Genomic DNA, 25,540 nt, shown 5'->3' on the forward strand with positions numbered 1-25,540 from the left:
TCGAAATTCGCCGGGTCTCTGAAAGTCGAAGAATGAACTCCGGGGAGCGCTTTCAATTCAGCAGGCATCTGCGAGGCGAAAATGGCCGACTTCCCGTGTTCGTCGAATTGCGCCGTTCATCTGCGCCCGCGCAGCCAGGCGCTGGCGCTCGAACAGCGCATCCTGTTCGACGGCGCTGCCGCATCGGCCGCCGATCACCAGCATCATTCCGATGCCGCCCATGCCGCAGCCGCGCCCGAGGTTGCTCCGGCACCGGACGCGCGCAGTGGCACGGCAACGGCCTCGGCGTCTGCACCAGCGGCAGCGCCGGTCGCCCCTCGTAATCTGGTGGTGCTGGACAGCCGCGTCGAAAACGGCAGCGAACTGCTCGCGCAAGCGCCGGCCGGAACGCAGGTGCTCGTCGTGCAACCCGGACAGGACGCCGTCGGCGCGATCTCGGCTGCCTTGGCGGGCATGGGCCACGCGGACTCGGTGCAGATCTTCTCGCACGGCGCAGCCGGCCAGTTCACGCTCGGCAACCAGACCTTCACGAGCACGTCACTCGTACAGATGGCCGATGCGCTCGGCACGTGGCGCAGCCATCTGGGCCACGATGCGGACATCGAGCTGTACGGTTGCGACATCGGCGCGGGCGCCGCCGGCAAGGCACTCGTGCAGACGCTCGCGAGCGCGACGGGCGCAACCGTCGGCGCATCCGACGACGCAACCGGCAGCGCCGCGCTCGGCGGCGACTGGACGCTCGAAGTAACGAGCGGCACGCTCGACAGGCCGATCGCGCTCTCCGCCTACGCGCTCGCGCATTATGACCATCTGCTCGCCGACGCGAGCCCCACGGTCACGCTCGCGACGGCGACGCAGAGCGTCCTGCTCGGCAATCAGTTCTCCTTCGATGTCTCCTTCACGAACACGTCGAGCCAGGTCGGATACGGTCCTTATGTCGATCTCCTGGTTCCCTCCACGGGCCGCGACGGCAACGATGGCGTCACGTTCGTCTCCGCGAGCTATCTCGGCCAGGCGGTCACGGCCTTCAACATCACGTTCGACGCCAACGGCCAGGCGGTGCATCCGCTCGCGAAGGACGCGAGCGGCAACGCGCTCGTCATCAACGCCGCTACCTACGGCCTGCGCCCCGGCGACGAACTCGTCGTGCTCGAACTGCCGTTCGCGAGCGTCGCGCAGGGTCAGCCGGCGATCACGGTGCAGGTCAACGCGCAGTTGAGCAATCTCGCCGACACCGCGTTCTCCAACAGCAGCCCCGACCTGACGATCGGCGCGCGCGGCGCATTCCAGTTCGGCAACGACTCGCTCGACAATCCGACGACGGACCCGGCGATCATCGAAACCGCGCTGCGTGACTTCACCGTGCATCCGACGGTCGTATCGCTGACGCAGACCGTCAACACGCCCGAAGGCGAGACCGCCACCGGCCCGAACTTCGTGCGCACGGAAACCGTCACCGCGACCGCCGCGACCGGACAGACGCTCACCGATGTCGTCATCAATCAGGACGTCCCCGCAAACGTTCAAATCACCGCGATCACGCCGGGCGCGGGCGGCACGATCACGTCGATCACGCTGCAGGACGGGTCGGTGCTGACCAATGCCGCGCTCATCAATGCGGCGATCAGCAGCGACACCGTGTTCATCCGTTCGTACTCGGTGGAATATGCGAGTCTCAGCGGTTCGGCCGATACGGTGGTCAGCTTCTACGTGCCGCAAACGGATGCGTCCGGCGCGAGCGTGATCAATCCGACCACGGGCGCGCCGGTGACCATCGCGTTCGGCACGGCATCGGGAAGCGGCCAGTGGGTGCCGCTCGATCCGCGCGATCTCACGCCGCCGAATACGAGCGTCGCGTTTTCCGGCTCGGCCGACGGCACCGGCACGACCTTCATCGCCAAGGCGGCGACGCTGGAGAAGCAGGTCAGCGAGCAAACCGACACCGGCACGGCGGGCGCGACGCCCGGCGATACGCTCGCCTATTCCCTCGATGTCGCGCTGTCCGATTACTTCGCGCTCGGCAAGACGCAGCTCGGCGCGGGGCAGTTCATCGTGACGGACCAGCTCGGCGACGGCCAGACGCTCACCGGCACCCCGACGCTCACCTACACGCAGGACGGCGTCGCGCACACCATCGCGCTCGTCTCGACGCGCACCGTCAACGCGAACGGCACGACCACGCTCGCCTTCGACATCGGCGCGTCGATCGCGGCGGCGGGCACGCTTAAGCCCGGCGCGCTGGCGGGCGACATCATCTCCGATGGCAGCCGGCAGGGCGCGACCACGGCGCGCATCGACTATCTCGCGGTGGTCGGCCAGCGCTACGCGACGAACTACGCGCAGAGCGACATCAACGAGGGCGATTCGTTCGGCAATCACGCGACGGTCGCCGCGACGCTGCTGCTCGACCGGCTCAACCTGACGGGCGGCTCGGTGAGCGACGATTCATCGACGACGAGCACCGTGCCCACGGGTCACGTGGATATCGCGCTCGTCACGGTCAACGGGACGACGCCGCCCGCGAGCGGCGAGCTGAATCCGGGCGACGTGGTCACCTTCAGCCTGCGCTACGACCTCGTGACCGGCGACTACGAGCGGTTCTCGCTCGCGGCCTATCTGCCGCTGCCGCTCCTGAACGCGACCGGCATCAACTGGACGCAGGGAAGCGGCGTCGGCCAGTGGAGCTTCGGCGCGGCCAACACGAACGCGGGCAGCCTGGTCAGCGTGACCGAAGGCAGCGGCAACTCGCTCGTGTTCGACTTCGGCAGCTTCGCGACGGGCGCCACGGGCGGCAGCACCATCCAGATTCTCTTCACGATGCGCGTGGGCGATCAGCCTTATGCCGATCAGCGTTCCTTCGACGTGCTCGCGCAATCGAACCAGGTCACGACGATCGCGCACACGCCGCTCGTATCGTCCGATGTCGCCGTGGTCGCCTCGGTCGCCGAACCGGTGCTCGATATCCGGCAGGGCGTCGTGTCGAGCAGCGAGGGCACCGTATCCGGCACGACCGGAACCTGGAATGCGCCGGGCAGCGGCGGCGTGCCCTTCGCGGGCTCGGTGACGGATGTGAAAGCCGTCGACGGCAACGTCAGTGGCATCGACGGCGGCGACATCGTGCGTCTTGCCACCGCGATCAAGAACACGGGCGGCGGCGGCGCGTTCGACGCCTCGACCACGGTCACGCTGCCCGGCGGCCTGCAGTTCGTCGGCGGCAGTCTCGCGGCGGCCGATCTCGCCATCTATCGCGGCGACGGCACGCGGCTGACAGCCGGCGTCGACTACAGCGTCAGCGGCAACACGATCACCTTCCTCGACGCAGGCGGCGTCGCGACGCTCGTCGCCGGGCGCGCCGGCACGGCGGCGGATCAGGCGGGCTCGAACGTCGTCGTCGTGACTTACGATGCGACGGTCATCGGCGGCATCGCCGCGGGCAGCACGCTGCAAACGAGCGCCGCGCTCACGCGTTACGCGAGCGTGGAGGGCGGCACGGACTTCACGCCGACCGACCTCACCGACACAGCGAACGAGCAGATCGCCGCGCCCACCGTCAGCGTGCAATACGGCGGCGGCACGCTCGACGACGCCGATTCGAGCGCGAGCCACACGAGCGGCAGCGACCTCGTGATCGGCGAGAGCATGACCTACGACATCGTGGTGACGCTGCCCGAAGGCAGCACGCGCAATCTGCGCGTCGATGACCTGATTCCGGCGGGCCTGCGCCTCGACACGAGTTTCAACGGCGGTCTCGGCTATCAGATCGTCACGACCGCCGCGGGCAGCGCCGCGCTCGCGGCGGACTTCAACGGCAGCGTGAGCGTGGCGAGCCTCGCGGCGTTGTCGGGCCAACTGGGCGCGGACGGCGCGGGCGCGCGCTGGACCTTCGCGAGCGCCGGCGCGAACGCCGACAACATCGGCGCGAACGACTCGTTCGTGATCCGCGTGCATCTGGTGGCGAGCAACACGACGGGCAATCAGGCGGGCGCGACGCTCGCCGATCCCGGCCGGCTGGTCTACAGCGATCCGGACGGCGACACGCCCAACGGCGCGGCCGCGCTCGATCGCACCGTCGCGCAGAGCGGCGCGGCACCGACCGTCGTGATCCGCGAGCCGACGCTGCAGGTAACGCAGACGACGCCCGCGCTGCCGCGCTTCGGTGTCGACCAGGGCGACACGGTCGAGTACGACATCACGATCGGCAACGGCGCGGCCGCGACCGATTTCAACGCGTTCGACGTGAGCTTTCTCGATACGCTTCCCGCGCAACTCGGCAATCTGGCGATCCTCGGCGTCACGTACCAGAACGGCGCGACCAACCACGGCGGCCCGGACTTCGAACTGGCGGGCGGCCAGTTGCGCACGGCGGCGGGCGCGAACATCGACATCGCGAAGGGCGGCAGCGTGACGATCCGCGTCTCGGGAACGGTGCTCCCGTCGGCGGCGAGCGTGCCGTCGTTCGACAACACCGCGACCGTTCAGTGGACGAGCCTCGACGGCACCGCATCGGCGAGCGCCGATCCTGCCGGCGAGCGCACGGGCGCGGACGGCCCGCTCAACGGCGGCGCGCTCAACGACTACCGCACGAGCGCGACGCTCACGGTGCCGGTCGCGCAGGTCGTGACGATTTCGCGCGTGGGCGGCCTCGCGGACACGCCCGCGCCCTCGCCCACCGACGCATCGGACGAAAGCGTCACCGTGGGCGAAGTGGTCCGCTATCGCGTGGTCTCGCTGCTCGCAGAAGGCGCGACCAACGACTACTCGCTGCAAATCACGCTTCAGAACGGCCTGCGGTTCATCAACGACGGCACGGCGCGCATCGTGTTCATCTCGAACAACGGCATCACGACGGACATCACCAGTCTCGTGACGGGCGGCACGCTCAACGAAACCGGCAACGAAACCAGCCCCGAGGCGCTGCCGATCACGCCGGACCTGTCGGGCGCCGCGCCCACGGGCGTGCTCAACGCGGCGAACATCAGCGTCGTCACCGATGCCAACGGCAACGAGACCATCACGTTCCGGCTCGGCAACGTCGTCAACCCGGACAACGACGCCGACCTCGAAGGCATCTCGCTCGAATTCAACACGCGCGTGGCCAATCAGGCATCCAATGTCGCGGGCGCAGCGCTCACCATGAGCGCCGTCGACCGCTCCGGCACGAACCTGCTGTCGACCGCGGATACGGTGCGCGAGGATATCGTCGAGCCGAATTTCACCGGCGTGCAGAAGCAGGTCTACGGCTTCGATCCGGGCGTCGGCACCAATGGCGGCACGGCTCAGGTCGACGTGCGCTTCACGCAGAGCGGCACGTCACCGGCTTACGACGTCGTGCTCACCGACAGCTTCACGGGCGCGACCGGCTATACGTTCGACCGTCTCGTGCTCAACGGCACGACCTACACCGCGGCGCAGCTCGCGGGCATCGGCGCGGCGGTGGACACGAGCAACGGCCTGCGCCTCACCTTCGCCGAACTCGCGGTGAACAGTCAGGTGCAGGTGTTCTATTCGGCCGATGTGCCCAACGCCGCGCCCATCGCGCCGACCAACGCGACCCTCACGTGGACCAGCCTGCCCGAGAGCTTCACGAGCTGGGGCGGCTCGGGCGTCGGCGTCGCGGGCACGGCGGACGGCGAGCGCACCGGCGCGGGCACGAGCCCCAACACCTACGTGCGCACGAGCGCGGCGGGACTCGGCGTGGTGAGCGGCACCTTGTGGGACGACACGGCATCCGCGACGACATCGGCGACGCCCGACGGCCCCGGCCTCGCCGGACAGACCGTCACGCTGACGTGGGCGGGCGTGGATGGCAATCTCGCCACCACCGCCGACAATCTCGTCTACACCGCCACCACCGACGCGAACGGACACTACGCATTCGGCGTGCTGCCGCTCGGCGTCTACCGGATCCAGGCGCCCACGGGCGCGATCACCTATCCGCAGCCGGTCGGCGCGCTCGCGGTGCGCATCGACAGCGACACGGCCACGCCGCTCGGCACCATCGGCTTCACGCTCGCGGATGGCGGCACGGCGAGCGCCAATGCGGGCTACGTCGAGCAGAACGATGCGCCCATCAACACGCTGCCCGCATCGCCGACCGGTTTCGAAGACACGACGCTCAGTCTCGCGGGCATCACCGTGAGCGACGTGGACGCGGGCGGCGGCACGCTTCAGGTCGCGCTCAACGTGCTGCACGGCACGCTCTTCCTGAGCGCCCTGCCCGCCGGCGTCACCGAATCGGGCGATCACACCGCGACGCTCACGCTGACGGGCACGCTGGCTTCGCTCAACGGCGCGCTCGCCAACCTGCAATACCTCGGCAACGCGAACTTCAACGGCCCGGATACGCTGACGGTCAGCACCAACGACCGCGGCAATTTCGGCGACTTCAACGGCAACGGCATTCCCGGCGAAGCCGGCGATGCGCGCATCGCCATCAGCACGCTGCCGATCACGGTGACGGCGGTCAACGACGCTCCGGTGGCCGTCCCCGATGCGGCGAGCGCGACCGAGGCCGGCGGCAACGCCAACGCGCAGCCGGGCGTCGATCCGACCGGCAACGTGCTCAACAACGACACGGACGTCGATATCGCCACCAACGGCGACGCGCTGCGCGTCGTGCAGGTGAGCAACCAGAGCGGCGCGAGCATCTTTCTGCCGAACGTGGGGCGCGGCGTCATCGCCGGGTTGTACGGCACGCTGAGCCTGGGCGCGAACGGCGGCTATCAGTATGTCGTCGACAACGCCAATGCGGCCGTGCAGGCGCTGCGGCTCTCCGGCCAGACGCTGACCGAACGCTTCACCTATATCGTGAACGACACCGCGAACGCGAGCGCCAGCACGACGCTCACCGTGACGATCCACGGCGCGAACGACACGCCCATCGGCGCCGACGACAACGGAACGGCCACCGAAGCGGGCGGCGTCGCGAACGGCACGCCCGGCAGCAACGCGACGGGCAACGTGCTCACCAACGACACCGACGTCGACAGCGCAGCGAACGGCGAAACGCATCGCGTGACGGGCATCACGAATCGGCCCGAAAGCGCGGTCGATGCGCCGCTCACGACGGTCGCCGCAGGCACGACGAGCGGCAACGGCACGAGCATCGCGGGCGCGTTCGGCACGCTGATCATCGGCGCGGACGGCTCGTATCGCTATGTCATCGACAACAGCAACGCGCAGGTTCAGGCGCTCGTGCCCGCCGATGCGCCGCTCGTCGATACGTTCACCTACGCGCTGGCCGACGCGGGCGGGCTCTCCGATCTCGCCCAGTTGCGCATCGAGGTCCACGGCGCGAACGACAATCCCGTCGCGAGCAACGACGCGGGCGCGGCGAGCGCCGGTTCGGCCAGCACCGGCGTGACTCCCGTCGATGCGACCGGCAACGTCGTCACGCAGGCGAGCCGCCCCGGCACGCCGACGCAGCCGGGCGGCAACGGCATCGACACGGATGTCGACCATACCGACAATCCGGACACGTTGCTCGTGGTGAATGGCGTCCGAACGGGCGCCGAAGCGGCGGGCGGCAGCCTCACGGCGGTCGCTGCCGGCACGACCGCCGCGAACGGCACGAGCATCGCGGGCCTGTACGGCACGATCCGCATCGGCGCGAACGGCGCGTACGACTACGCGGTGGACAGCAACAACGCGGCGGTGCGCGCGCTCGCAGCCGGCGCGACGCTCACCGAAACCTTCACCTACCGGATCGTCGATACGAGCGGCCTCACCGATCAGGCGCAACTCGTCATCACCGTGCGCGGCGTGAACGATGCGCCGACGCCTCAGACCGACACCGGCCGCGCGGTGGAGGCAGGCGGCGCGAACAACGGCACGCCGGGCGTCGATCCGTCGGGCAACGTGCTCGCCAACGACAGCGATCCCGAGCACGACCCGCTGGCGGTGACGGCGATCCGCACGGGCGCATCGTCGGGCGCGGGCACGGCGGGCGTGCCGGGCCAGCCGCTGCGCGGCGCATTCGGCAGCCTGACGCTCGGCGCGAACGGCGCGTGGCAGTACGTCGTCGACAACGCCAACCCGAACGTGCAGGCGCTGCGGCTCGCGACCGACACCCTCACCGAGCGCTTCACCTACACGGTCACGGACTCGCACGGCGCGGCTGCGCAGGCCGAGCTCGACATCGTCATTTCCGGCAGGAACGACAATCCGGTCGCGCAAAACGACGTGGCGAGCGCGCTGGAAGCCGGCGGCACGCTCAACCAGACGCCGGGCGTCGATCCGGCCGGCAACGTGCTGCTCAACGATACGGACGTCGACGCCGGCGACTCCAAAACCGTCGATGGCGTGCGGGCCGGCGCCGAAGCCTCGCCGGGCAGCTTCGCCGCCGTCGCGGGCGCGACCTCGGTCAAAGGCACCTACGGCACCTTCACGATCAACCCGGACGGCAGCTACACCTACGTCGTCGACAACAGCCTGCCGGCCGTGCAGAGCCTGATCATCGGCCAGAGCGTGCAGGAAACCTTCACCTATCGCATGCGCGACGCAGCGGGCGCTGCCGACACGGCGCAGATCTCCGTGCAGATTCGCGGCGCTTTCGACGCGCCCGTCGCCCACGACGATTTCGCGCTCGCTTCGGCGAATATCGGCAACGGCAGAGCGTTCGACGCCATCGGCAACGTGCTCGCCAATGACACCGACGTCGACCAGACCGACTCGCTCAGCGGCAACGCGGCCCGCGCAGGCGGCCCGGCCGCGGCCGCGCCGTTGTCGGCGATCGCACCGGGCAGCAGCAGCAGCGTCGACGCCACGATTCTGCAAGGGCAGTACGGCACGCTCTTCATCGGCGCGAACGGCACCTATCTCTATCGCGTGGATGCGACCAATCCGACGGTCATCGCGCTAGGTCCGCTGCAGACCGTCGACGATGTCTTCACGTATCGGGTGCGCGATCGCGACGACCTGACGGACCTCGGGCGGCTCACGATCGTCGTGCGCGGACGCAACGACGCGCCCGTCGCCCGCGACGACACCGCAACCGCCGTCGAAGCGGGCGGCGTGAACAACGCGACGCCCGGCGTCGATCCGTCGGGCAACGTGCTCGCCAACGACTCCGACGCCGACGGCGACGCCATCCGCGTGAGCGCCGTGCAGGGCGAAAGCGGCGCGGTCGGCACGCCGCTGCAAGGCGCGTACGGCACCCTGACGATGAACGCCGACGGCACCTGGCGCTATACCCTCGACAATGCGTCGGCCGCCGTGCAGGCGCTGCGCACGAGCGGCCAGACGCTGCAGGACGTGTTCACGTATACCAGCGAGGATGTGCTCGGCGCGCAAGGCACGGCGCAGTTGCGCGTCACCATCGACGGGCGCGACGACGCGCCTGTCGCGCACGACGACAGCAGTACGGCGATCGAAGCCGGCGGCGTGAACAACGGCACGCCGGGACGCGATGCGACCGGCAACGTCCTCGCCAACGATACCGATGTCGACAGCGCGGCCAACGGCGAGACGAAACAGGTCGTCGGCATCGCGAACGAAGCGGGCCGCAGCGCCGAAGCGGGACAGGCGCTCGCCGGGCAATACGGCACGCTCGTCGTGAAGGCGGACGGCAGCTACGACTATGTGGTCGACAACGCCAATGCGGCCGTGCAGGCGCTGCGCACGAACGGCGACACGCTCACCGAAACGTTCGCGTACCAGATGCGCGATACGGCGGGCGCGAGTTCGCGCGCCACGCTCACGGTCACGATCCACGGCGCCGACGATACGCCCGCCCCGCATGACGACAGCAACGTCGCGAGCGATCAGACGTCCGCGCCGCAGGCACGCGGCAACGTGCTGCCCAATGACGGCGATGTCGATGCGAACGATCATCTCGACGTCGCCGGCGTGCAGTCGGCAACCGGCGCCACGGCTGCGCCGGGGCACGCGCTGGCGGGCCGTTACGGCACGCTCACGCTGAACGCGGACGGCACGTACACCTACGCGATCGATCTGACGAACCCGCAGGTGCTGGCCGCCGCCGGGCTCGGCCAGGTGCTCCAGGACACGTTCACCTACACGGTGAGCGACACCGCGGGCGCGACCGCGCAAGCCGCGCTGGTGATCCATCTCGATATCTCATCGCCCTATATTCCGCCAGCGGGCGCGGGCCCGTACTGGAACGAGGCGCTCGCGACCACGGCCAATTTGCAGACGGAGCAGAACATCGTGCCCGTCGTGTTCGTGACGCCCGTCGTCGAAGCGGATGCCGTGCGCGCGACCGAGCGCTCGCGCGAGGCGGACGGCAGCCAGATCGGCTGGCCGCTTGAACCCGATGTGTCGATGGCGTCGCGCGCGATGCCCGAGCTTCAGCCCGGCGAGTTCGTCGGCCGCACGGTGCGCGACAGCCAGCTCGCGAGCGCCTTCGATCAGGCGTGGATTTTCGGCCGGCACTCACGCGTGAGCCTCGATGCGGACGGCCTGCTCGCCGACCCTTCGGTGTTCGCCGCGCTCGCGAAGCATCTGACGGACGGCATGCATCCGCCCGTCGAAAAGGAGCCGGCAAAGACCGCGCAAGCCTTCGCGTCGCAATTGCATGAAGCCGCGCGCAAGCTGCCCGCCATGCGCGGCAGAACGGCCAGTCGCTAGCTCTCGAACGAGGATTCGCGCCATGCCACGACATCAGCCGCATCTGTCCGGAGCCGCGGCCGCCTTCGCGCTGTGCGTCCTCGCGGGCTGCTCGTCCCTTCAGCCGCAACCCGCGACGACCGATCAGATCCGCGATCGCGTCGTCACCGACCAGCTCGCCATGTACGACGCGCAGGAGCCGGTCAAAGGTCCCATCACGTTCTATCAGGCCGCCGCGCGGGCGCTGAAGTACAACCTCGACTACCGGCTCAAGCTGATGGAAAGCGCGCTCGCCGCGAATCTGCGCGATGTCTCGACTAATGCGCTCCTGCCGCAACTGGTGGCCTCGGCGGGCTATTCGTATCGCAGCAACGACTCGGGCGGAACGTCGATCGGCATCGAGGATCGGCAGGTAAGCTTGCGGCCGTCTACCTCGGAGCAGCGCTATCACGAACTCGTGTCGCTCGGCATGACGTGGAACCTGATCGACTTCGGCATGGCGTACTACCGCACGCAGCAACGCTCCGACCAGATGCTGATGGCCGAAGAGCGCCGCCGCAAGGTCGCGCAGAACGTGCTTCAGGACGTGCGCAACGCGTACTGGCGCGCGCTGTCCGCGCAGCGTCTGAAGCCCGAAGTCGATCAGTTGATCGCGCGCACCCAGGCCGCGCTGCGCAATGCGCACGAGGCGCAGGACAAGGGCCTCATGCCACGGCAGGACGTGCTGGCCTATCAGCGCGCGCTGCTCGACGCCATTTCGCTGCTGACCGTGCGCCGGCAGGATCTGGAATTCGCGCAGGCCGAACTGGTCGCGCTGATGTCGCTGCCGCCCGGCACGCCGCTCGTGCTCGCCGATACCAACGACGGCGCGCTGCCGCTGCCGCCTCTCTCCACGCCGCAGCCGACGCTCGAACTGATCGCGCTGCAGAACCGCCCGGAAATCATGGAGGAGTGGTATCGGAAGCGGGTCAACGAGAACGACATCCGGATCGCCAAGGCTCAGTTGTGGCCGAATATCGGCATCGACATGAACGTGAACTACGACTCCAACACCTATCTCTACAACAACTACTGGGCGGCGATAGGCGTGCGCGTGTCGCTGAACCTGTTCCGGCTGCTGCAACTGCCGGCGCTGAACGAGCAGGCGGCCTCGCAGAAGCAGACCGACAACCTGCGGCGCATGGCGCTTTCGATGGCGATTCTCACGCAAGTGCGCATCGGCTCGCTGCGCTATCAGCTCGCGTTGCAGGAACTGAATTTCGCAGACGACAGCCTGCGCGTCGATCACGACCTGCTCGACTACGCCAACGCCGCCCGCACGGCGTCGATCGGGTCCGAACTGGAAGTGATCCGCGCCGAAGGGCGTTATCTGCTGTCGCGCTATCTGCGCGAGGCGGCATATTCCGACTGCCAGTCGGCGTGGGGACGGCTCTACAACTCGCTCGGATACGACGTCATGCCCGACGCCATCGCGAAAGACGACGTCGATACGCTCGCGCTGGAAATCAAGCGCACGATGGCGCGGCAGGAAGAGTATCTGCCGAGGCTTCCCGCACCCGATTCGGCCGCGCCGCTCGCGCCGTTCGGACAGATGTCGCCGCCCGCACCCCCGGTGGCGCAACCGCTTGTCGCCCAGCCCGCCGGAGCGAGCGATGCCCTATCCGTGCGCTGAACGCATCCGGCGCGCGGCCGCGCTTCTGCTGTTCGTCCTGCCGCTCGCGCAGGCCGCGAAGCCTGCCGCCGGCGACGGTCTCGACGATCCCAACGCGATCCGCGTGCTGCTCGCGCCCAGTCTCGAAACCACGCTGTCGAGCGAGATGAACGGCACCGTCACCGATCTGCACGCGTCGCTCGGCAAGCCGATCGCGAAGAACGCCGTCATCGCGCAGATGAACTGCGCCGAAGTGCAGGCCCGCGCGAGCGTCGCGAAGGCGGAACTGAACATGGCGAACCAGAATCTCGCCGCCAAGCGCAGCCTGCGCGAACTGAAGGCCGCGGGCGACATCGAGGTTGCGATGGCTTCCACCGATGTCGAAAAGGCCAAGGGCGCGCTCTCGCTTGCGAAAGCGCAGCTCGGCTATTGCCAGGTGATCGCGCCGTTCAGCGGACGCATCGCGAAGGTGTATGTCAAGCCGTATCAGACCGTCAGCGCGGGCACGCCGATCGTCGATCTGGTCAGCGACGGCGCCCTCAAGGTGCGCCTGAACGTGCCATCCGCGCTGCTCGTCAGTCTGCGCTCGGGCAGCCGCCTCGACATCACCATCCACGAAACCGGCAAGACCTATCCGGCGCACGTGAGCGCGGTCAACGCGCGCGTCGATGCCGTTGCGCAGACGGTCGAACTCGAAGCGCAGCTCGATGGCGCGCCGCCGGATCTCGTCGCGGGCATGAGCGGCGTCGCGCGGATTCCGGCGAATCCCTGAACGAACCGCGATGAACGAACCCTTCCCGCCCGCGCCGCTGCTGCTCTATCTGGACGCGCTGCGCGAACGCGCGATGGCGGCCGAATCGGTCGATGCGCTCGCGTTCACGATGGCCAACGATCTGCACGCGGTGCAGCCGTTCCGGCAGGCGCTCGTGTTCGCCGATCGCGGCAGGCATTGCGAACTCGTGTGCGCGTCCGGTCTCGCTTCGCCCGCCGAGGATTCGCCTTATCTGGTCTGGCTCGGGCGCGCGAGCGCGTGGATCGCGGCGCAGCTCGCCGGCGACGAGCCGCAATGGTTCGCGCGCGACGCCGTCGATCCGCCGCCCGACATCGCCGATGGCTGGACCGAATGGTGGCCGAAGGGCGTCTGGTGCGTGCCCGTGCATGCGCCGAACGGCAAGCGGCTCGCGCTCGTCTTCGTGCTGCTGGACGATCCGCCAGCCGAAGCCTTCGCCGCCGTGCTGCGCGGCACGGTCAAGACCTGGGGTTACTGCTGGTGGTCGCTCACGCGCCGCAGCCTGCGCTTCGGCTGGCGGCCGTCGCGCCGGCATGTGCTCGTCGCGTGCGCGGCCGCCGCGCTGCTGCTGTTCGTTCCGGTGCGGCAGACCGTGCTCGCGCCTGCGGAAATCGTCTCGGGCAGCGCGCGCATCATCAGCTCGCCGATCGACGGCGTCATCGCTTCGCTCGCCGTGCGGCCCAATCAGCGCGTGGACGCGGGCGCGCTGCTCTTCTCGCTCGACGAGACGTCGCTGAAAAGCCGTGTCGACGTGCTGCAAAGACAGGTCGCCGTCGCGGATGCGGAACTGACCGCCGCGAGTCAGCGCGCCTTCGACAACGCGCAGAGCAAGAACGAGCTGACCGTGCTCAACGGCGTCGCGGAACAGCGACGCGCGGAACTCGCGGCGGTCACGGCGCAGTTGCAGCGCACGCGCGTCTTCGCCCCGGAGAACGGTGTAGCGGTGTTCAGCGATCCGAACGACTGGATCGGCAAGCCCGTCATCACCGGCGAGCGCATCCTGCAACTCGCCGATCCGGCCAAGCCCGCGATCCTCATCCATCTGGCCGTCGCGGACGCCATCGCGCTCGATCCCGGCGACGAGGTCACGCTCTATCTGACGGCCTGGCCGCTCGCGCCGCTGCACGGCCGCATCGTCGAAACGAGCTACGAAGCGAAGGCGACCGAGGATGACATCGTCGCGTACCGGCTGCTCGCGAGCGTCGATGACGATGCGAACGAGCGCGAGCATGCGCGGCTCGGTCTGCACGGCACCGCGAAGCTGTACGGCCGGCCGGTGAGCCTCGCGTACTACCTGCTGCGCCGGCCGCTCGCCGCGCTGCGCGCCTGGACGGGACTGTGATGAACATCGATCCCGACGCGCCCTCGCCCGCGCTGCGCGACGACCTGCGTCTTTCGGAAGCATCGCCGGGAAGGAATGGCGAGCCCGCGTGGGTGATCCAGGACATCGTCGTCAACCGCTTCTATCGCATCGGCTGGCTGGAATTCGAATGCCTGCTGCGCTGGGACCGGCCGCCCGCGCAGATCTGCAGCGAGATCGAACGGGATACCGCGCTGCGTCCGATGATCGAGCAGGTGATCGCATTCCGCGGGTTTCTCGAACGGCACGATCTGCTGAAACCGACACCCGACACGCTCGCGCGCCTGCGCAACGCCCGCCGCGCGCAATGGTTCACGTGGCGCTGGTGGCTGCATCACTATCTGTTCTTCCGCATTCCGCTGGTGCGCCCGCAGCGTTTTCTCGCGTGGCTCGCGAAGCGCCTCGACTGGCTCTTCACGCCGGCGACGCCGATCGTCGTCGTGATTGCGAGCGTCGTCGGGATCGTGCTCGTGCTTCAGCAGTGGGACGTGTTCACGAAGGCCGTGGTCGAGTCCTTCTCCGTCGAAGGCATGCTGAGTTTTGCGCTCGCGCTCATCGTCGCCAAGACGCTGCATGAGATGGCCCATGCGATCGTCGCGACGCGCCTCGGGCTGAAGGTCGCGCACATGGGCGTGGCGTTCGTCGTGCTGTGGCCGATGCTCTACACCGACACCGGCGAAAGCTGGAAGCTCAAACGTGCGCGCCAGCGGCTCGCGATCGCTTCGGCGGGCATTCTGTGCGAACTGTCGCTCGCGGGCCTCTCCACGCTGTGCTGGGCGCTGAGCGATGCTGGGCCGCTGCGCAACGCGTTCCTCTATCTCGCGACGACGAGCTGGGTGCTCTCGCTCGCGCTCAACGCGAGTCCGTTCATGCGCTTCGACGGGTACTTCATTCTGTCGGATCTGCTCGACTTTCCGAACCTGCATTTCCGCGCGTCCGCGCTCGCACGCGTGAGCCTGCGACGCGCGATTCTCGGCCTCGACGATCCGTGGCCAGAACCGTTCGGCGTCATGCAGCGGCGCCTGCTCGTCGCGTTCGAGTTCGTGACCTGGCTTTATCGGCTCGTGCTGTTTCTCGGCATCGCGGTCACGGTGTATCTGTTCTTCTTCAAGCTGCTCGGCATCATGCTCTTCGTCCTGGAAGTAAGCTGGTTCATCGTGCTGCCGGTATGGCGCGAACTCGGCTACTGGTGGAAGAATCGGCGGCGCGTGGCGCATGGCCACCGGCTCGTGATCGGCCTGTTCGTTGCGCTCGCACTCGTGTTGCTCGCGCTGCCCTGGCGCACGCAGATCCACGCGGACGGCGTCGCGCGCGCGGAGCGCGTGCTGCGCGTGTTCGTGCCGTTTCCCGCGCGCATCCAGACGATTCTGCCTTCCGGTCCGGTGAGTTCCGACGCGACGCTGATGGAAATGGACGAACCCGATATCGCCGCGCGCATGCGCCGCAGCGAGGCCGGCATTCGCGGCTACGAAGGACGGCTCGCGGGTCTCATCGCCGATGTGAACGGGCTCGATCAGCAGACCTCGGTGCGCGAGCGCCTGCGCGTGCAGTACGAGGAAACCGCCGCGGCGCATTCGGAGATCGCGCGCCTGAGTCTGCGTGCGCCGTTCGCGGGTCTATGGACCGATGTCGATCCGCAATGGCGCGCCGGGCAATGGATCAATCCGAAGGTGCCGGTGGGCGTGCTGATCGATCCGCGTAGCTGGCAGGTCGATGCGTTCGTCAAACAGAATGAAGTTCAGCGCATCGCCGTCGGCGACCTGGCGCGCTTCTATCCCGTCGGACAGATCGCGCCGATCGCCGGGCGCGTGCTTGCCATCGACACCACGCGCGTGCGTCAGCTCGATCACCCGATGCTCGCGTCGCGCTACAAGGGGCCGCTTGCGGTTTCGTCGGAGCGTGGCGCGCTGGTTCCCAACCCGGCGCTGTTCCATGTGCTCGTCGGACTGGATGCGCCGCCTGACAACATGTGGGAAACGCGCGGGCAGTTGCAGATCGACGGCGCGCGTCGAAGTCTGCTGATCGAGGGCGGCACGCATGTGCTCGGCGCGCTGATTCGGCAGAGCGGGTTTTGATGGGTTCGTGCTTGTGATGGGGAACCTGCCGGCGGGCGGTCGAACGGATGTATCTATCGTGCGCTGGTTAGGTAGAAGCGCTTTCCGGCCATTCGCACGTCGCCGGCGCCGAGCGCTCAGTCTTTCCCGCCTCCAATGCAACCCCTCGACTAAATGCGGTCGGAGGGATGCGCTTGCAGCAGACGCTCGGAGGTGACCTCAGCTATCCTTTGGGTTGAAGGCGTGCGACGGGTAGCAAAAGTGCGCTCGCTTCGTCTGGCAATTTTTCTGTAGGTCTGGACGGTCAACATGGACAAAAAGAGTCCTGCGATAACGTCTGCCAGATAATGGCCGCCTTGCGTCGGCGTGGAAACGATCATGGTCACGTTAAGTGGAACGGCAATCCAGAATAGCCAACGAATCCTCGCGAGCGAATAAGTGAACAGGACCGCCAATGTCGTGTGAAAAGACGGCATCGACACCAGACCTTGCAGGTTGGAGAGGTCAATCATCTTCAATGAGCCGTCACGGAGCAAGGCAAAATCGGAGACGGTTTCCGCAGCAGCGCGGTCCTCTACATCGAAGTGAATAAACGCGCTCGTTGCTGGGAAGGGTGTCGAGATCAAAACAAGGTAAACGGTTGCGATCGCCAGATAAAAGAAGAAATCCGACAATTCTTCCGGCTTGCCGGTTAAGCCGAGGATGAGCGGGATCGCTATCAATTGGACGTGTCCGCTTCCATAAGCGAGTTGAAGTGCTTCGCGCAGGTAAGGATGAGCTTGTACCCATTTGTAGACGGCAAGCCAGTCGAACCCGAGCGCGCGGTCGAAAGCAATCAGGCGGCCGTCGATGAGTGGCGCGTCTATCGACACGCAGAGATATGAAAGAACGCCGGCGGCTGATACGAAGCAGATGAGCAGCGCGCCCCATGCGGCCGTGTCAGCCACTCTGGGGTATTGAAACCTCTCCGCAACAGCGCGATACCCTCGTACACACATGAGCGCGCGCAACAGTACAGCAAGAAAAATCATGGATCCAGCCGCCCTGCATTTGGCGGAAATACTCGCAAAAACGACGGCATGCCCGCTTAGCGAAATCCACGCCGCATCGATGACGGCGATAAGCAAGACGATGGTGCAGCCGAAAGCATATTGCCGCGACATAGACGGTCGCAGACTTGCACGGCCAAGATCGGCACAATCACTCTGAATCATGTATGGAAAGCGAATCGCTTGTTTCGTCGGTCGGCCTGTTGCGTGGTCGCGCCCTTTCTAACGGCAGACGCATTGCAAACTTTAGGCAACCGCAGGCGCATGACGCCGCCAGCGTCAACAATTCGCCGCCGCAATGCGGATGTAGAACTCAACCCGCTCCAACTTCCGCAAAGGTCGCCCCGTCGCCTCTCCCTTCGGGCCGCTTTGGGAATAGAAGCGCCCTTTAAATGGCGGCTTCCTGCTTTGGACGAACCGGAATGCACAAGGCCAACGTCCGTCATCGAGCCCGCGCAACGCGCTCACGGCGGCGACGGGTGCGAGCAGCCCGGCTCATAGCGCACCTGAGCAATTACCCCCGCGCTCATCGATGCATGACGTATTGCCAAAGCGCCTGGCATTCGCTGTCGGCAATCCGGTAGTGGGGCATCGACTTGCGAAGCAGGACGCCCGCCGGATCCACGCCGTCCTTCACGGCGCGGCAGAAAGCCGTCGCGTCATAGTGACTGATCGGCCCGCCGCGGCGGCTTGCGGCGCCGAGCAGGCCGTCGTGCGTCAGCGGCGGCGCGAACGCGGGTTTCGTCGATGTGCTCACATGGCAATTGACGCATCGCGTCGCAAAGGAAGGCAACGGGCGATCGTCGTCGCGCAGATGTGCGGTCATCGGGTGTTGTCCGTTGAAGATCGCGCAGCCCATGTCGGTGGATTCGCACGTGGTCTGCGCGCACGCGAGCGGCGTCATCGCGAAGAATGCGACGAGCATCGCTACGGCCCGCGCTTCAAGGAAGCGGCGTCGGACCATTCAATGCACGCGCAGCACGCGCGAAACGCTCGGCACGCCGTTGGCGTTCAACGCGAACAGCATGTAATAGCCGGGGACCACGACGCCCGGATCGGAAGGAATGTTCAACTGAAACTCCCCCGCGGTGCCGACGCTGAACGTGAGCGGCACGCGCCGTTGCTCGTTGTTCAGCGAATGCGTGACCGATGAGGAGCGCATCAGCACGAATGCGCGCGTGCTCCTGCTGGCCGTCACTACGATCGTCATGCCGAGTTGCGCATCGCTCGGAACGGAGTTGAGATTCGGGCGTGACGCGGCCGATCCATCGGCGTTGAGCAGATACGGCGGCGTCAATATCTCGATGTCGGTGTGATTGGTCGCGCATGATCCGCACAGACCGCCGCCGCCGCTGAGCACACGTCCGTCGTTCAGCAGCAGCGCGACGCTGTGATAAGTGCGCGGCACGGCCTGCTGGGCGAGCGGGGAGAACGTGTTGGTCGCGGGGTCCCACAGTTCCGGGGTGAGGATCGCGTTGTTGTCCGAGAACGGCTCGGCGAAGGTTTGTCCGCCGATCACGACGACCTGTCCGTTCGGCAGCACGACGCTGTTGTTGAACGCGCGCCGGTAACTCATCGGCGCGATGGTCTGCGTCGTCGCGTTGCCGCTGCTGATGTCGATGAGCGTCGCGTTGGCCGTGGCCGGCGACTGATCGTAGCTCGGCGCGCCACCGACCGCGAGAATCTTGCCGACGTCGTACATGACCGCATTGCCGTTCATCGCGTCGCCGTCGCTGCCACGGTTGCCGGCCGGGGTCACGGTGCCGTTGCCTGCCGTATCGAACCAGTGCATGGCCCGGCTCGGTCCCGCATGGAACACGCGTCCATTGCCGACCGCGAACATCCACGCGTGATTGTCGGCGCGAAACACGCCTCGCGCGTCGTTCGTGAGGATGTAATCGTCGAGAATCGCGCTATTGATCCGCCAGCCCGAGCCCGAGGTCCACGTTTCGCCGGACTTTCCTCCGAGCCCTCCGCTCCACGAGCCGCCCATTACGAACACATTGCCGTTGCTCAACGTCACGCTGCCCTGATAGCCGCGCGGGAGGTTCATCTGATTGCTCGCGGTCCATGTGCCGGTCGTCGGCGAATAGATGCTGGTCTGTCGCACGCTCAATCCCCCGGTCACGAAAATGCGGCCATCGGGGAGATTGGAAATGCCGGGGCAGAACATGTCGTGCGCGGTATTGGTCACGATCATTTGCGAACTCGTGCCGTTCGATGGATTGAAGATCGCGGTGTACGTTCTCGCCGGCGGATTCGCGCTGTCGGTGAAGTCGAGCGGGGCGTCGGCCGACCAGACGAGCACGTTTCCATTGGGCAGATTGGCGGCTTGCAGCGGAACGAGCGGCAACTGATAAGGCGTCGTCCACTTCGATGGCAATGCGGCATGCTGTACCGGCAGGCCGGCTACTTGCCACGTCTGTGTCGCGCTTCCGTTGCAGGCTTGCTGCGTCAACTGGTTACCTTGCGACGTCGTGCTCGATGCAGTCACGCACAAGCCGCTATGTCCCGCGACGATCGCATAGCCCGCGCCTTGCGGCGTCAACGAGAAGGTCTGATTCGTGCCGCCATTGCAGGTCCACTGGATGATGGGACCGCCCGGGCTCATGCTTTGGCCCGACACGTCCATGCACAGGCCGCTGTTCTGATTGATGAGGTTGTATCGCGTGCCGGTAGCGGACGGGAACCATTGCTGATTCGCGCCGCCCGTGCAGACCCACGAAATCACAGGCGCGCCCGGCGTTCTGGACTCGCCGCTGACGTCGGCGCACAGGCTCGTGCCGCTCAGCGTGATGGGCGCCGAGCTTTGCGCGCGGACGGCGTGCGGCATGCCCGCCAGTGCCAGCGGCAAAGCGACGAGCAGCAAGAAACGCATGCATCGGTCGAGCAGGCTGGACGCGTGGCTCGTCGGACGGATTGCAGGCATGGTTGCCCCCGTACATGAAGCGGGTTATGTACGTGCGAGCGCGCCGAGTACATCGCAGATGTCTTCGACACGAGGAAGATCGGCGCTGCGCCAGCGCAACATCGCGTTGGCATCAAAGCAATAGACCTGGGTGGAATGGTCAGCGATGTCGCCGAGAGGCGCGTTGCTGCCCGACAGCGCCGCGCGCATCCGGTCTACATCGGCCAGTGCCGGCGTCGCTGCATCCCACGCGGAACCCGCCTGAAAGCGTGCGAGCCACGCGCGCAATGCCGAGGGTGAATCCGAAAGCGGATCGATACCGACCGACAGCAAATGCACGGGACGATGCGCGCGGATTTGCGCAATCCGTCCCTGAACCGCGTTGAACAGCGCGCCTTGCAAGGGACATATCGTGCCGCAACCCGTATAGACCGTTTGCAGTGCAGTCACGCGCTGGTGCAGCAAGTCGCTGAGCAGACGCTTCTCGCCGGTCTGATCGACGAGCCAGGTATCGTCGAGACGAACTGGCGGCGTGACGAGTCCCAGATCGCCATGCTGCGCGAACGAGGGCAACGACACTGCACCAAGAGCGAGCGCGGCCATGCGGCAAAGCAGGGAGCGGCGAGCCGGTGATGGCGCAGGTGCATCCATACCGGATGTCATGCTGTCGGGCATCGTTTCGCGGCTTTCCGAAATCGTCGTCATCGGCACGTTCATAATCCCCGGTGAGGGCTCATCCAGAAAGTCAGGACTTGCAATTTGCATGACCATTGGGTCAAAGATTAGCAGCCCAAATATGCAATGAAAGTTGGAGACTCGAAATAAGTAGGTATATATGTGCATTCGGACACATTCGTTTTAGCCGCCTGTCGGGTTCGAAAGCGCAATGTAAAACCTGCATGATTGATTCACTCCGCGATTTGCGATAGCTTTCAGTCGGTAAAGAGCCTTCCACGTTACGCCCGAACGTTCGGTGGCGAGACCGTCCCTGTTCTCCGTCACCAACCCGCGGGGCGCCCGAGTCGCGAGCAAAGCTGACGCGCTCTTTTGTAAGCCGGGTTCATCGCTCGCCCTGCGTTTCTCACTGTTCAAAAGCGGCCGAATGGCGTCACTCACGGCGCTCGACGGCTTCCTCGCTTCGCCGTGCGCTGGTTTGCGGGTACACGCTGCTACGGGGCATCATGATTGCTCTGTTGCAGCACCGATGTCGCCCGACACCGCGTTGTCCGTTCCGGCCCTTCCGGAGAAAGAGAATGCAAATGAATGCGCGTTTTTCCGCTTTTGCCGGGGCACTCGGCGCCGCGCTGATCGCGGCAATCATCGCGGCGTGCAGCGGCGGCGACTCTGGCGGCAGTGCAACATCGGCCGCAGCGAGCCGGGCCGCTTCGAGCGTGGCGAACGCATCGTCGCCCGGCAACGCGATGGACGTCGTCACCTGGCACAACGACATCGCCCGCACCGGACAGCAACTCGCTGAAACGACCCTCACGCTTGCGAACGTCAATCAAAACACCTTCGGCAAGCTCGCTTTCTATTCCGTCGATGGCGCCGTCGATGCACAGCCGCTCTTTCTCGCGAGCGTCCCGATCGCGGGGGCCACGCATAACGTCGTGTACGTCGCGACGGAGAACGCCAGCGTGTACGCGTTCGATGCCGATAGCGGCGCGACGCTATGGAAAGTCTCGACGCTCGGCAACGGAGAGAAGCCAAGCGACGATCACAACTGCCATCAGATCACGCCGACCATCGGCGTGACGGCGACGCCCGTCATCGATCGCGGGCGCGGACCGAACGGCGCGATGTATGTCGTCGGCATGTCGAAGGACGCGTCGGGCGGCTATCACCAGCGCATCCACGCGCTCGACATCACGACCGGCGCCGAGCTCTTCAATGGTCCGACCGAAATTCGCGCGACCTATCCCGGCAACGGCGCGGGCAGCCAGAACGGCACGCTCACGTTCGATCCGGGCCAGTACGCCGAGCGCGCGTCGTTGCTCCTGCTCAATGGCGTCGTCTACACCGCCTGGACTTCGCACTGCGATTTCATGCCGTACACCGGCTGGGTCATGGGCTATGACGCGAACACGCTGCAACAGGCGAGCGTGCTGAACGTCACGCCGAACGGCCAGATGGGCTCGATCTGGATGAGCGGCGCGGGCCTTGCGTCGGACGGCGAATCGATCTATTTCCTCGATGCCAACGGCACCTTCGATCCGACGCAGAACGAGCACGAGATGCCGATCAACGGCGACTTCGGCAATGGCTTCCTGCGGCTGAACCTCGGGCCGTTGAGAGTGCAGGACTACTTCCAGCCGTCGAACACGGTGCAGGAATCGAACGAGGACGAAGACCTCGGTTCCGGCGGCGCGATGGTCTTGCCCGATTTCACCGATGCGAGCGGCAAGGTCTGGCGTCTCGCGGTCGGCGCGGGCAAGAACTCGACGATCTATGTCGTGAACCGCTGGTCGATGGGCAAGTTCGATTCGAACGCGGATCACATCTATCAGGAACTCGTCGGCCAGATACGCGGACCGATGTTCGGCTCGCCCGCGTATTTCAACAACACCGTCTACTTCGGCTCGGTCGGTGACAACATCAAGGCGTTCACGGTAACGAACGCCGCGCTGTCGCGAACGCCGTCGAGTCAGACGCTGAACGCGTTCGCCTTTCCGGGCGCGACGCCGAGCATTTCGGCGAACGGCACGTCGAACGCGATTCTGTGGGCGGCGGAGAACGGGTCGATCGGCGTTCTGCGCGCCTACGACGCGACCAATCTCAATCACCAGCTCTACAGCAGCGTCGATGCCGGTGGGCGCGACCAGTTCGGTGCAGGCAACAAGTTCATCACGCCGATGATCGCGAACGGCAAGGTGTACGTGGGCGCGAAGAATGGCGTCGCCGTGTTCGGGTTGCGGTCGCAATAGCGCTGTTTTTCGACGGGCGCATCGCGCGTCCGTGTCAGGATCGCTCCCGTCATCGCGTTCATGGTGATGGGAGCAGCGCTCTTCATCACCGAGGAGCGCGCGCAGGTGGTCGATTTCAGCGCGCCGATCTACGGCTGGGGCGAAGGCGTCGTCATCCGCGATGGCGACGAGAAGCACTATGGCTCGCTTGCGGACTTCAAGGGCGCAAAGGTCGGCACGCTCGTCGACAGCGTGCAGTACATGATGATCGAGGCGCTGCCCGGCACCGATGTCCACCTATCAAGACTACTTCTCGCTGCTCGCCGATGTGCGCGTGGGCCGCATCGATCTCGGCGTGGTCGACGATGAAGCTCGGCGACGGGCCGCGCCATCCTCTCGCGTCTGCCCGATTCCACCGCTTGCGGCTTGCTCGAAGCCTGCGAGCGCGTGCCGTACGCATCGGAGACCGTGACCCGATCTCGGGCGGCTGAACGGACCAGGGTTTCTAATGCATGAGGGCAATCAGGAGAGGCAAGCTGCTCATTGCCAAACGGTGCTCTCTGAACTATGTTCCAGCGGACGCGGCCAACTATTCCGGGAAGGATCGCAGAATGTTCACAAGACTAAAAGCGACGTTCCGCTACTTCAACAGCGTTGTCCCGTTCCGACTCGGTCCCGCGCTGATCACAACGGCCGTGTTGGTTATCCTCCTGCTGCTACCCGTGCCCGAGGGGCTAAAGCCCAAGGCCTGGGGCCTCGTCGCCATATTTCTGACAACAATCGTGGCGATTATTTTGAAGGTCATGCCGATCGGGGTCATGGCGGTGATGGCGATCGTGGTTCTCTCGCTGTCACAGGTGACCTCGACCTCGTCCAAGGGGGCCATCGCCGATGCGCTGACCGCCTTCGACAGCCCGCTGATCTGGTTGATCGTAGTGGCCATCCTGATCTCGCGCGGGCTGAAGAAGACCGGCCTGGGCAGCCGCATCGGCCTTATATTCATCTCATTGCTCGGCAAGCGCACGGTAGGCATCGGCTATGGTCTCGCCGTCTGTGAACTGGTGCTGGCGCCGTTCACACCGAGCAATACCGCGCGCGGCGGGGGCATCGTGCATCCGGTCATGAAGTCGATCGCCAACGCTTTCGATTCGGATCCGGCCAAGGGCACCGAGGGCAAGGTCGGCACCTACCTCGCGATGGTCAACTATCACGCCAACCCCATCACCTCGGCCATGTTCCTGACCGCCACCGCGCCCAATCCGCTGGTGGTGGACTACATCGCCAAGGCGACCAACCAGAGCCTGCATCTGACCTGGACGAGCTGGGCGCTGTGCATGCTGCTGCCCGGCCTGCTATGCCTGCTGGTCATGCCGCTCGTGATCTATGCGCTCGCGCCGCCGCAGCTCCATGCCACACCCAACGCGGTAGCGTATGCCCGCGCCGAACTGGCGAAGATGGGCCCCATGTCGCCGAGGGAACGGGTCATGTTGGGGACCTTCGCGCTGCTGCTGCTGCTATGGGCCGACGTGCCGGCGATGGTGTTCGGTCCGTCGTTCATCCTGGATCCGACAGTGGTCGCGTTCGTCGGCCTGTTTCTGCTGATCATCACCGGCACCATCGACTGGGACGATGTGCTGTCGGAGAAGAGCGCCTGGGACACGCTGGTGTGGTTCGGTGCGCTGATCATGCTGGCCGAGCAACTGAACAAGCAAGGCGTGATCACGTGGTTCTCGGAAGCCATGAAAGGCGCGATCGTTGCCAGCGGCATCGGCTGGGGCGCAACTGCCACGATCCTGGTACTGGCCTTCGTTTTTTCACACTACCTGTTCGCCAGCACGACGGCGCACATCAGTGCGATGATGCTCGCCTTCCTGACGGTCGGGGTCCATCTGATACCACCCGGATACGTGGCGCCGTTCATGCTGATGATGGCGGCCGGCTCGGCGATCATGATGACGCTGACCCACTATGCGACGGGCACCTCGCCGATCATCTTCGGTAGCGGCTATGTCACGATGGGAACCTGGTGGCGCGTCGGTTTCGTGATGTGTCTGGTGGAGTTGCTGATCTTCGCGGTGGTCGGCAGCCTCTGGTGGAAGTTGCTTGGCTTCTGGTGAAGCAGCGGGTCGTCGCGCGGCTTGACGATCCGATCGCTCGCGTGACACGAGGAAGGCGTACCAGGAAAAGACCTTCCCCCAATGCGCGTTTTTTTATCTCACCTGGGTCGATGCGTTCTCTTCCCTTCTCGCCCAAGCTTGC

At 66.0% G+C, this 25,540-nt stretch carries 12 protein-coding genes; 8 read left to right on the forward strand and 4 right to left on the reverse strand.

Going from position 1 to position 25,540, the window contains the following annotated elements; all coding sequences use genetic code 11:
* Nucleotides 1-81 precede the first annotated feature (81 nt).
* Genes QCE73_RS34565 through QCE73_RS34585 form a run of 5 tightly spaced genes read left to right on the forward strand, consistent with a single transcriptional unit; the run spans nucleotide 82 to nucleotide 16,442 of the window.
* Complete coding sequence (locus tag QCE73_RS34565) at nucleotides 82-10,587, forward strand: VCBS domain-containing protein (RefSeq protein ID WP_309885414.1); 10,506 nt, start codon at nucleotides 82-84, stop codon at nucleotides 10,585-10,587.
* Nucleotides 10,588-10,609: 22 nt separating this feature from the next.
* Nucleotides 10,610-12,238: a TolC family protein gene (locus QCE73_RS34570; RefSeq protein WP_309885415.1), complete on the forward strand. Its 1,629-nt coding sequence runs from the start codon at nucleotides 10,610-10,612 to the stop codon at nucleotides 12,236-12,238.
* Nucleotides 12,219-12,989: an efflux RND transporter periplasmic adaptor subunit gene (locus QCE73_RS34575; RefSeq protein WP_309885416.1), complete on the forward strand. Its 771-nt coding sequence runs from the start codon at nucleotides 12,219-12,221 to the stop codon at nucleotides 12,987-12,989. The genes QCE73_RS34570 and QCE73_RS34575 overlap by 20 nt, the downstream gene beginning before the upstream one ends.
* 10 nt (nucleotides 12,990-12,999) lie before the next feature.
* The gene (locus tag QCE73_RS34580) at nucleotides 13,000-14,349 is read left to right on the forward strand and encodes an HlyD family efflux transporter periplasmic adaptor subunit (RefSeq protein ID WP_309885417.1); all 1,350 of its coding nucleotides are present in this window, start codon (nucleotides 13,000-13,002) and stop codon (nucleotides 14,347-14,349) included.
* Nucleotides 14,349-16,442, forward strand: a complete 2,094-nt coding sequence (locus QCE73_RS34585) for a site-2 protease family protein (RefSeq protein WP_309885418.1) — start codon at nucleotides 14,349-14,351, stop codon at nucleotides 16,440-16,442. Before QCE73_RS34580 ends, QCE73_RS34585 begins: the two co-directional genes overlap by 1 nt.
* Nucleotides 16,443-16,591: 149 nt before the next feature.
* Here the strand turns inward: QCE73_RS34585 and QCE73_RS34590 are convergent, their stop codons facing one another.
* From QCE73_RS34590 to QCE73_RS34605, 4 genes are all read right to left on the reverse strand, one after another.
* Nucleotides 16,592-17,635 (reverse strand): phosphatase PAP2 family protein, encoded by a 1,044-nt coding sequence (locus QCE73_RS34590; protein ID WP_309885419.1) that lies wholly within the window; start codon nucleotides 17,633-17,635, stop codon nucleotides 16,592-16,594.
* Nucleotides 17,636-17,996: 361 nt separating this feature from the next.
* Nucleotides 17,997-18,395 carry a hypothetical protein gene (locus tag QCE73_RS34595; RefSeq protein ID WP_309885420.1) on the reverse strand — a complete coding sequence of 133 codons (399 nt, stop codon included), beginning with the start codon at nucleotides 18,393-18,395 and terminating at the stop codon, nucleotides 17,997-17,999.
* Between the two features lie 39 nt (nucleotides 18,396-18,434).
* Entirely contained in the window at nucleotides 18,435-20,399 is a 1,965-nt protein-coding gene (locus QCE73_RS34600) for an RICIN domain-containing protein (RefSeq protein WP_309885421.1), read from the reverse strand.
* 24 nt (nucleotides 20,400-20,423) lie between these two features.
* Nucleotides 20,424-21,083, reverse strand: coding sequence for an SCO family protein (locus QCE73_RS34605; RefSeq protein ID WP_404989861.1), 660 nt, complete (start codon nucleotides 21,081-21,083; stop codon nucleotides 20,424-20,426).
* Between the two features lie 554 nt (nucleotides 21,084-21,637).
* Between QCE73_RS34605 and QCE73_RS34610 the strand changes: the two genes are divergently transcribed.
* The 3 genes from QCE73_RS34610 to QCE73_RS34620 all read left to right on the forward strand — a co-directional run bounded on the left by QCE73_RS34610 (nucleotide 21,638) and on the right by QCE73_RS34620 (nucleotide 25,398).
* Entirely contained in the window at nucleotides 21,638-23,302 is a 1,665-nt protein-coding gene (locus QCE73_RS34610; protein ID WP_309885422.1) for a PQQ-binding-like beta-propeller repeat protein, read from the forward strand.
* Nucleotides 23,303-23,362: 60 nt separating this feature from the next.
* Nucleotides 23,363-23,650, forward strand: a complete 288-nt coding sequence (locus QCE73_RS34615; protein ID WP_309885423.1) for a transporter substrate-binding domain-containing protein — start codon at nucleotides 23,363-23,365, stop codon at nucleotides 23,648-23,650.
* A gap of 242 nt (nucleotides 23,651-23,892) precedes the next feature.
* Complete coding sequence (locus QCE73_RS34620) at nucleotides 23,893-25,398, forward strand: DASS family sodium-coupled anion symporter (protein WP_309885424.1); 1,506 nt, start codon at nucleotides 23,893-23,895, stop codon at nucleotides 25,396-25,398.
* Nucleotides 25,399-25,540 lie beyond the last annotated feature (142 nt).

Origin of the sequence: Caballeronia sp. LZ029, from assembly GCF_031451275.1 — a bacterium.
GTDB lineage: Bacteria > Pseudomonadota > Gammaproteobacteria > Burkholderiales > Burkholderiaceae > Caballeronia > Caballeronia jiangsuensis.

What these genes read in the sequence shown, in the direction of transcription:
- QCE73_RS34580 (WP_309885417.1), top strand. Translation starts at nt 13,000, where the DNA reads ATGAACGAACCCTTCCCGCCCGCGCCGCTGCTGCTCTATCTGGACGCG.
- QCE73_RS34620 (WP_309885424.1), top strand. Translation starts at nt 23,893, where the DNA reads ATGTTCACAAGACTAAAAGCGACGTTCCGCTACTTCAACAGCGTTGTC.
- QCE73_RS34595 (WP_309885420.1), bottom strand. Translation starts at nt 18,395, where the DNA reads ATGCTCGTCGCATTCTTCGCGATGACGCCGCTCGCGTGCGCGCAGACC.
- QCE73_RS34605 (WP_404989861.1), bottom strand. Translation starts at nt 21,083, where the DNA reads ATGACGACGATTTCGGAAAGCCGCGAAACGATGCCCGACAGCATGACA.
- QCE73_RS34610 (WP_309885422.1), top strand. Translation starts at nt 21,638, where the DNA reads ATGAATGCGCGTTTTTCCGCTTTTGCCGGGGCACTCGGCGCCGCGCTG.
- QCE73_RS34565 (WP_309885414.1), top strand. Translation starts at nt 82, where the DNA reads ATGGCCGACTTCCCGTGTTCGTCGAATTGCGCCGTTCATCTGCGCCCG.
- QCE73_RS34615 (WP_309885423.1), top strand. Translation starts at nt 23,363, where the DNA reads ATGGTGATGGGAGCAGCGCTCTTCATCACCGAGGAGCGCGCGCAGGTG.
- QCE73_RS34600 (WP_309885421.1), bottom strand. Translation starts at nt 20,399, where the DNA reads ATGCCTGCAATCCGTCCGACGAGCCACGCGTCCAGCCTGCTCGACCGA.
- QCE73_RS34570 (WP_309885415.1), top strand. Translation starts at nt 10,610, where the DNA reads ATGCCACGACATCAGCCGCATCTGTCCGGAGCCGCGGCCGCCTTCGCG.
- QCE73_RS34585 (WP_309885418.1), top strand. Translation starts at nt 14,349, where the DNA reads ATGAACATCGATCCCGACGCGCCCTCGCCCGCGCTGCGCGACGACCTG.
- QCE73_RS34590 (WP_309885419.1), bottom strand. Translation starts at nt 17,635, where the DNA reads ATGATTCAGAGTGATTGTGCCGATCTTGGCCGTGCAAGTCTGCGACCG.
- QCE73_RS34575 (WP_309885416.1), top strand. Translation starts at nt 12,219, where the DNA reads ATGCCCTATCCGTGCGCTGAACGCATCCGGCGCGCGGCCGCGCTTCTG.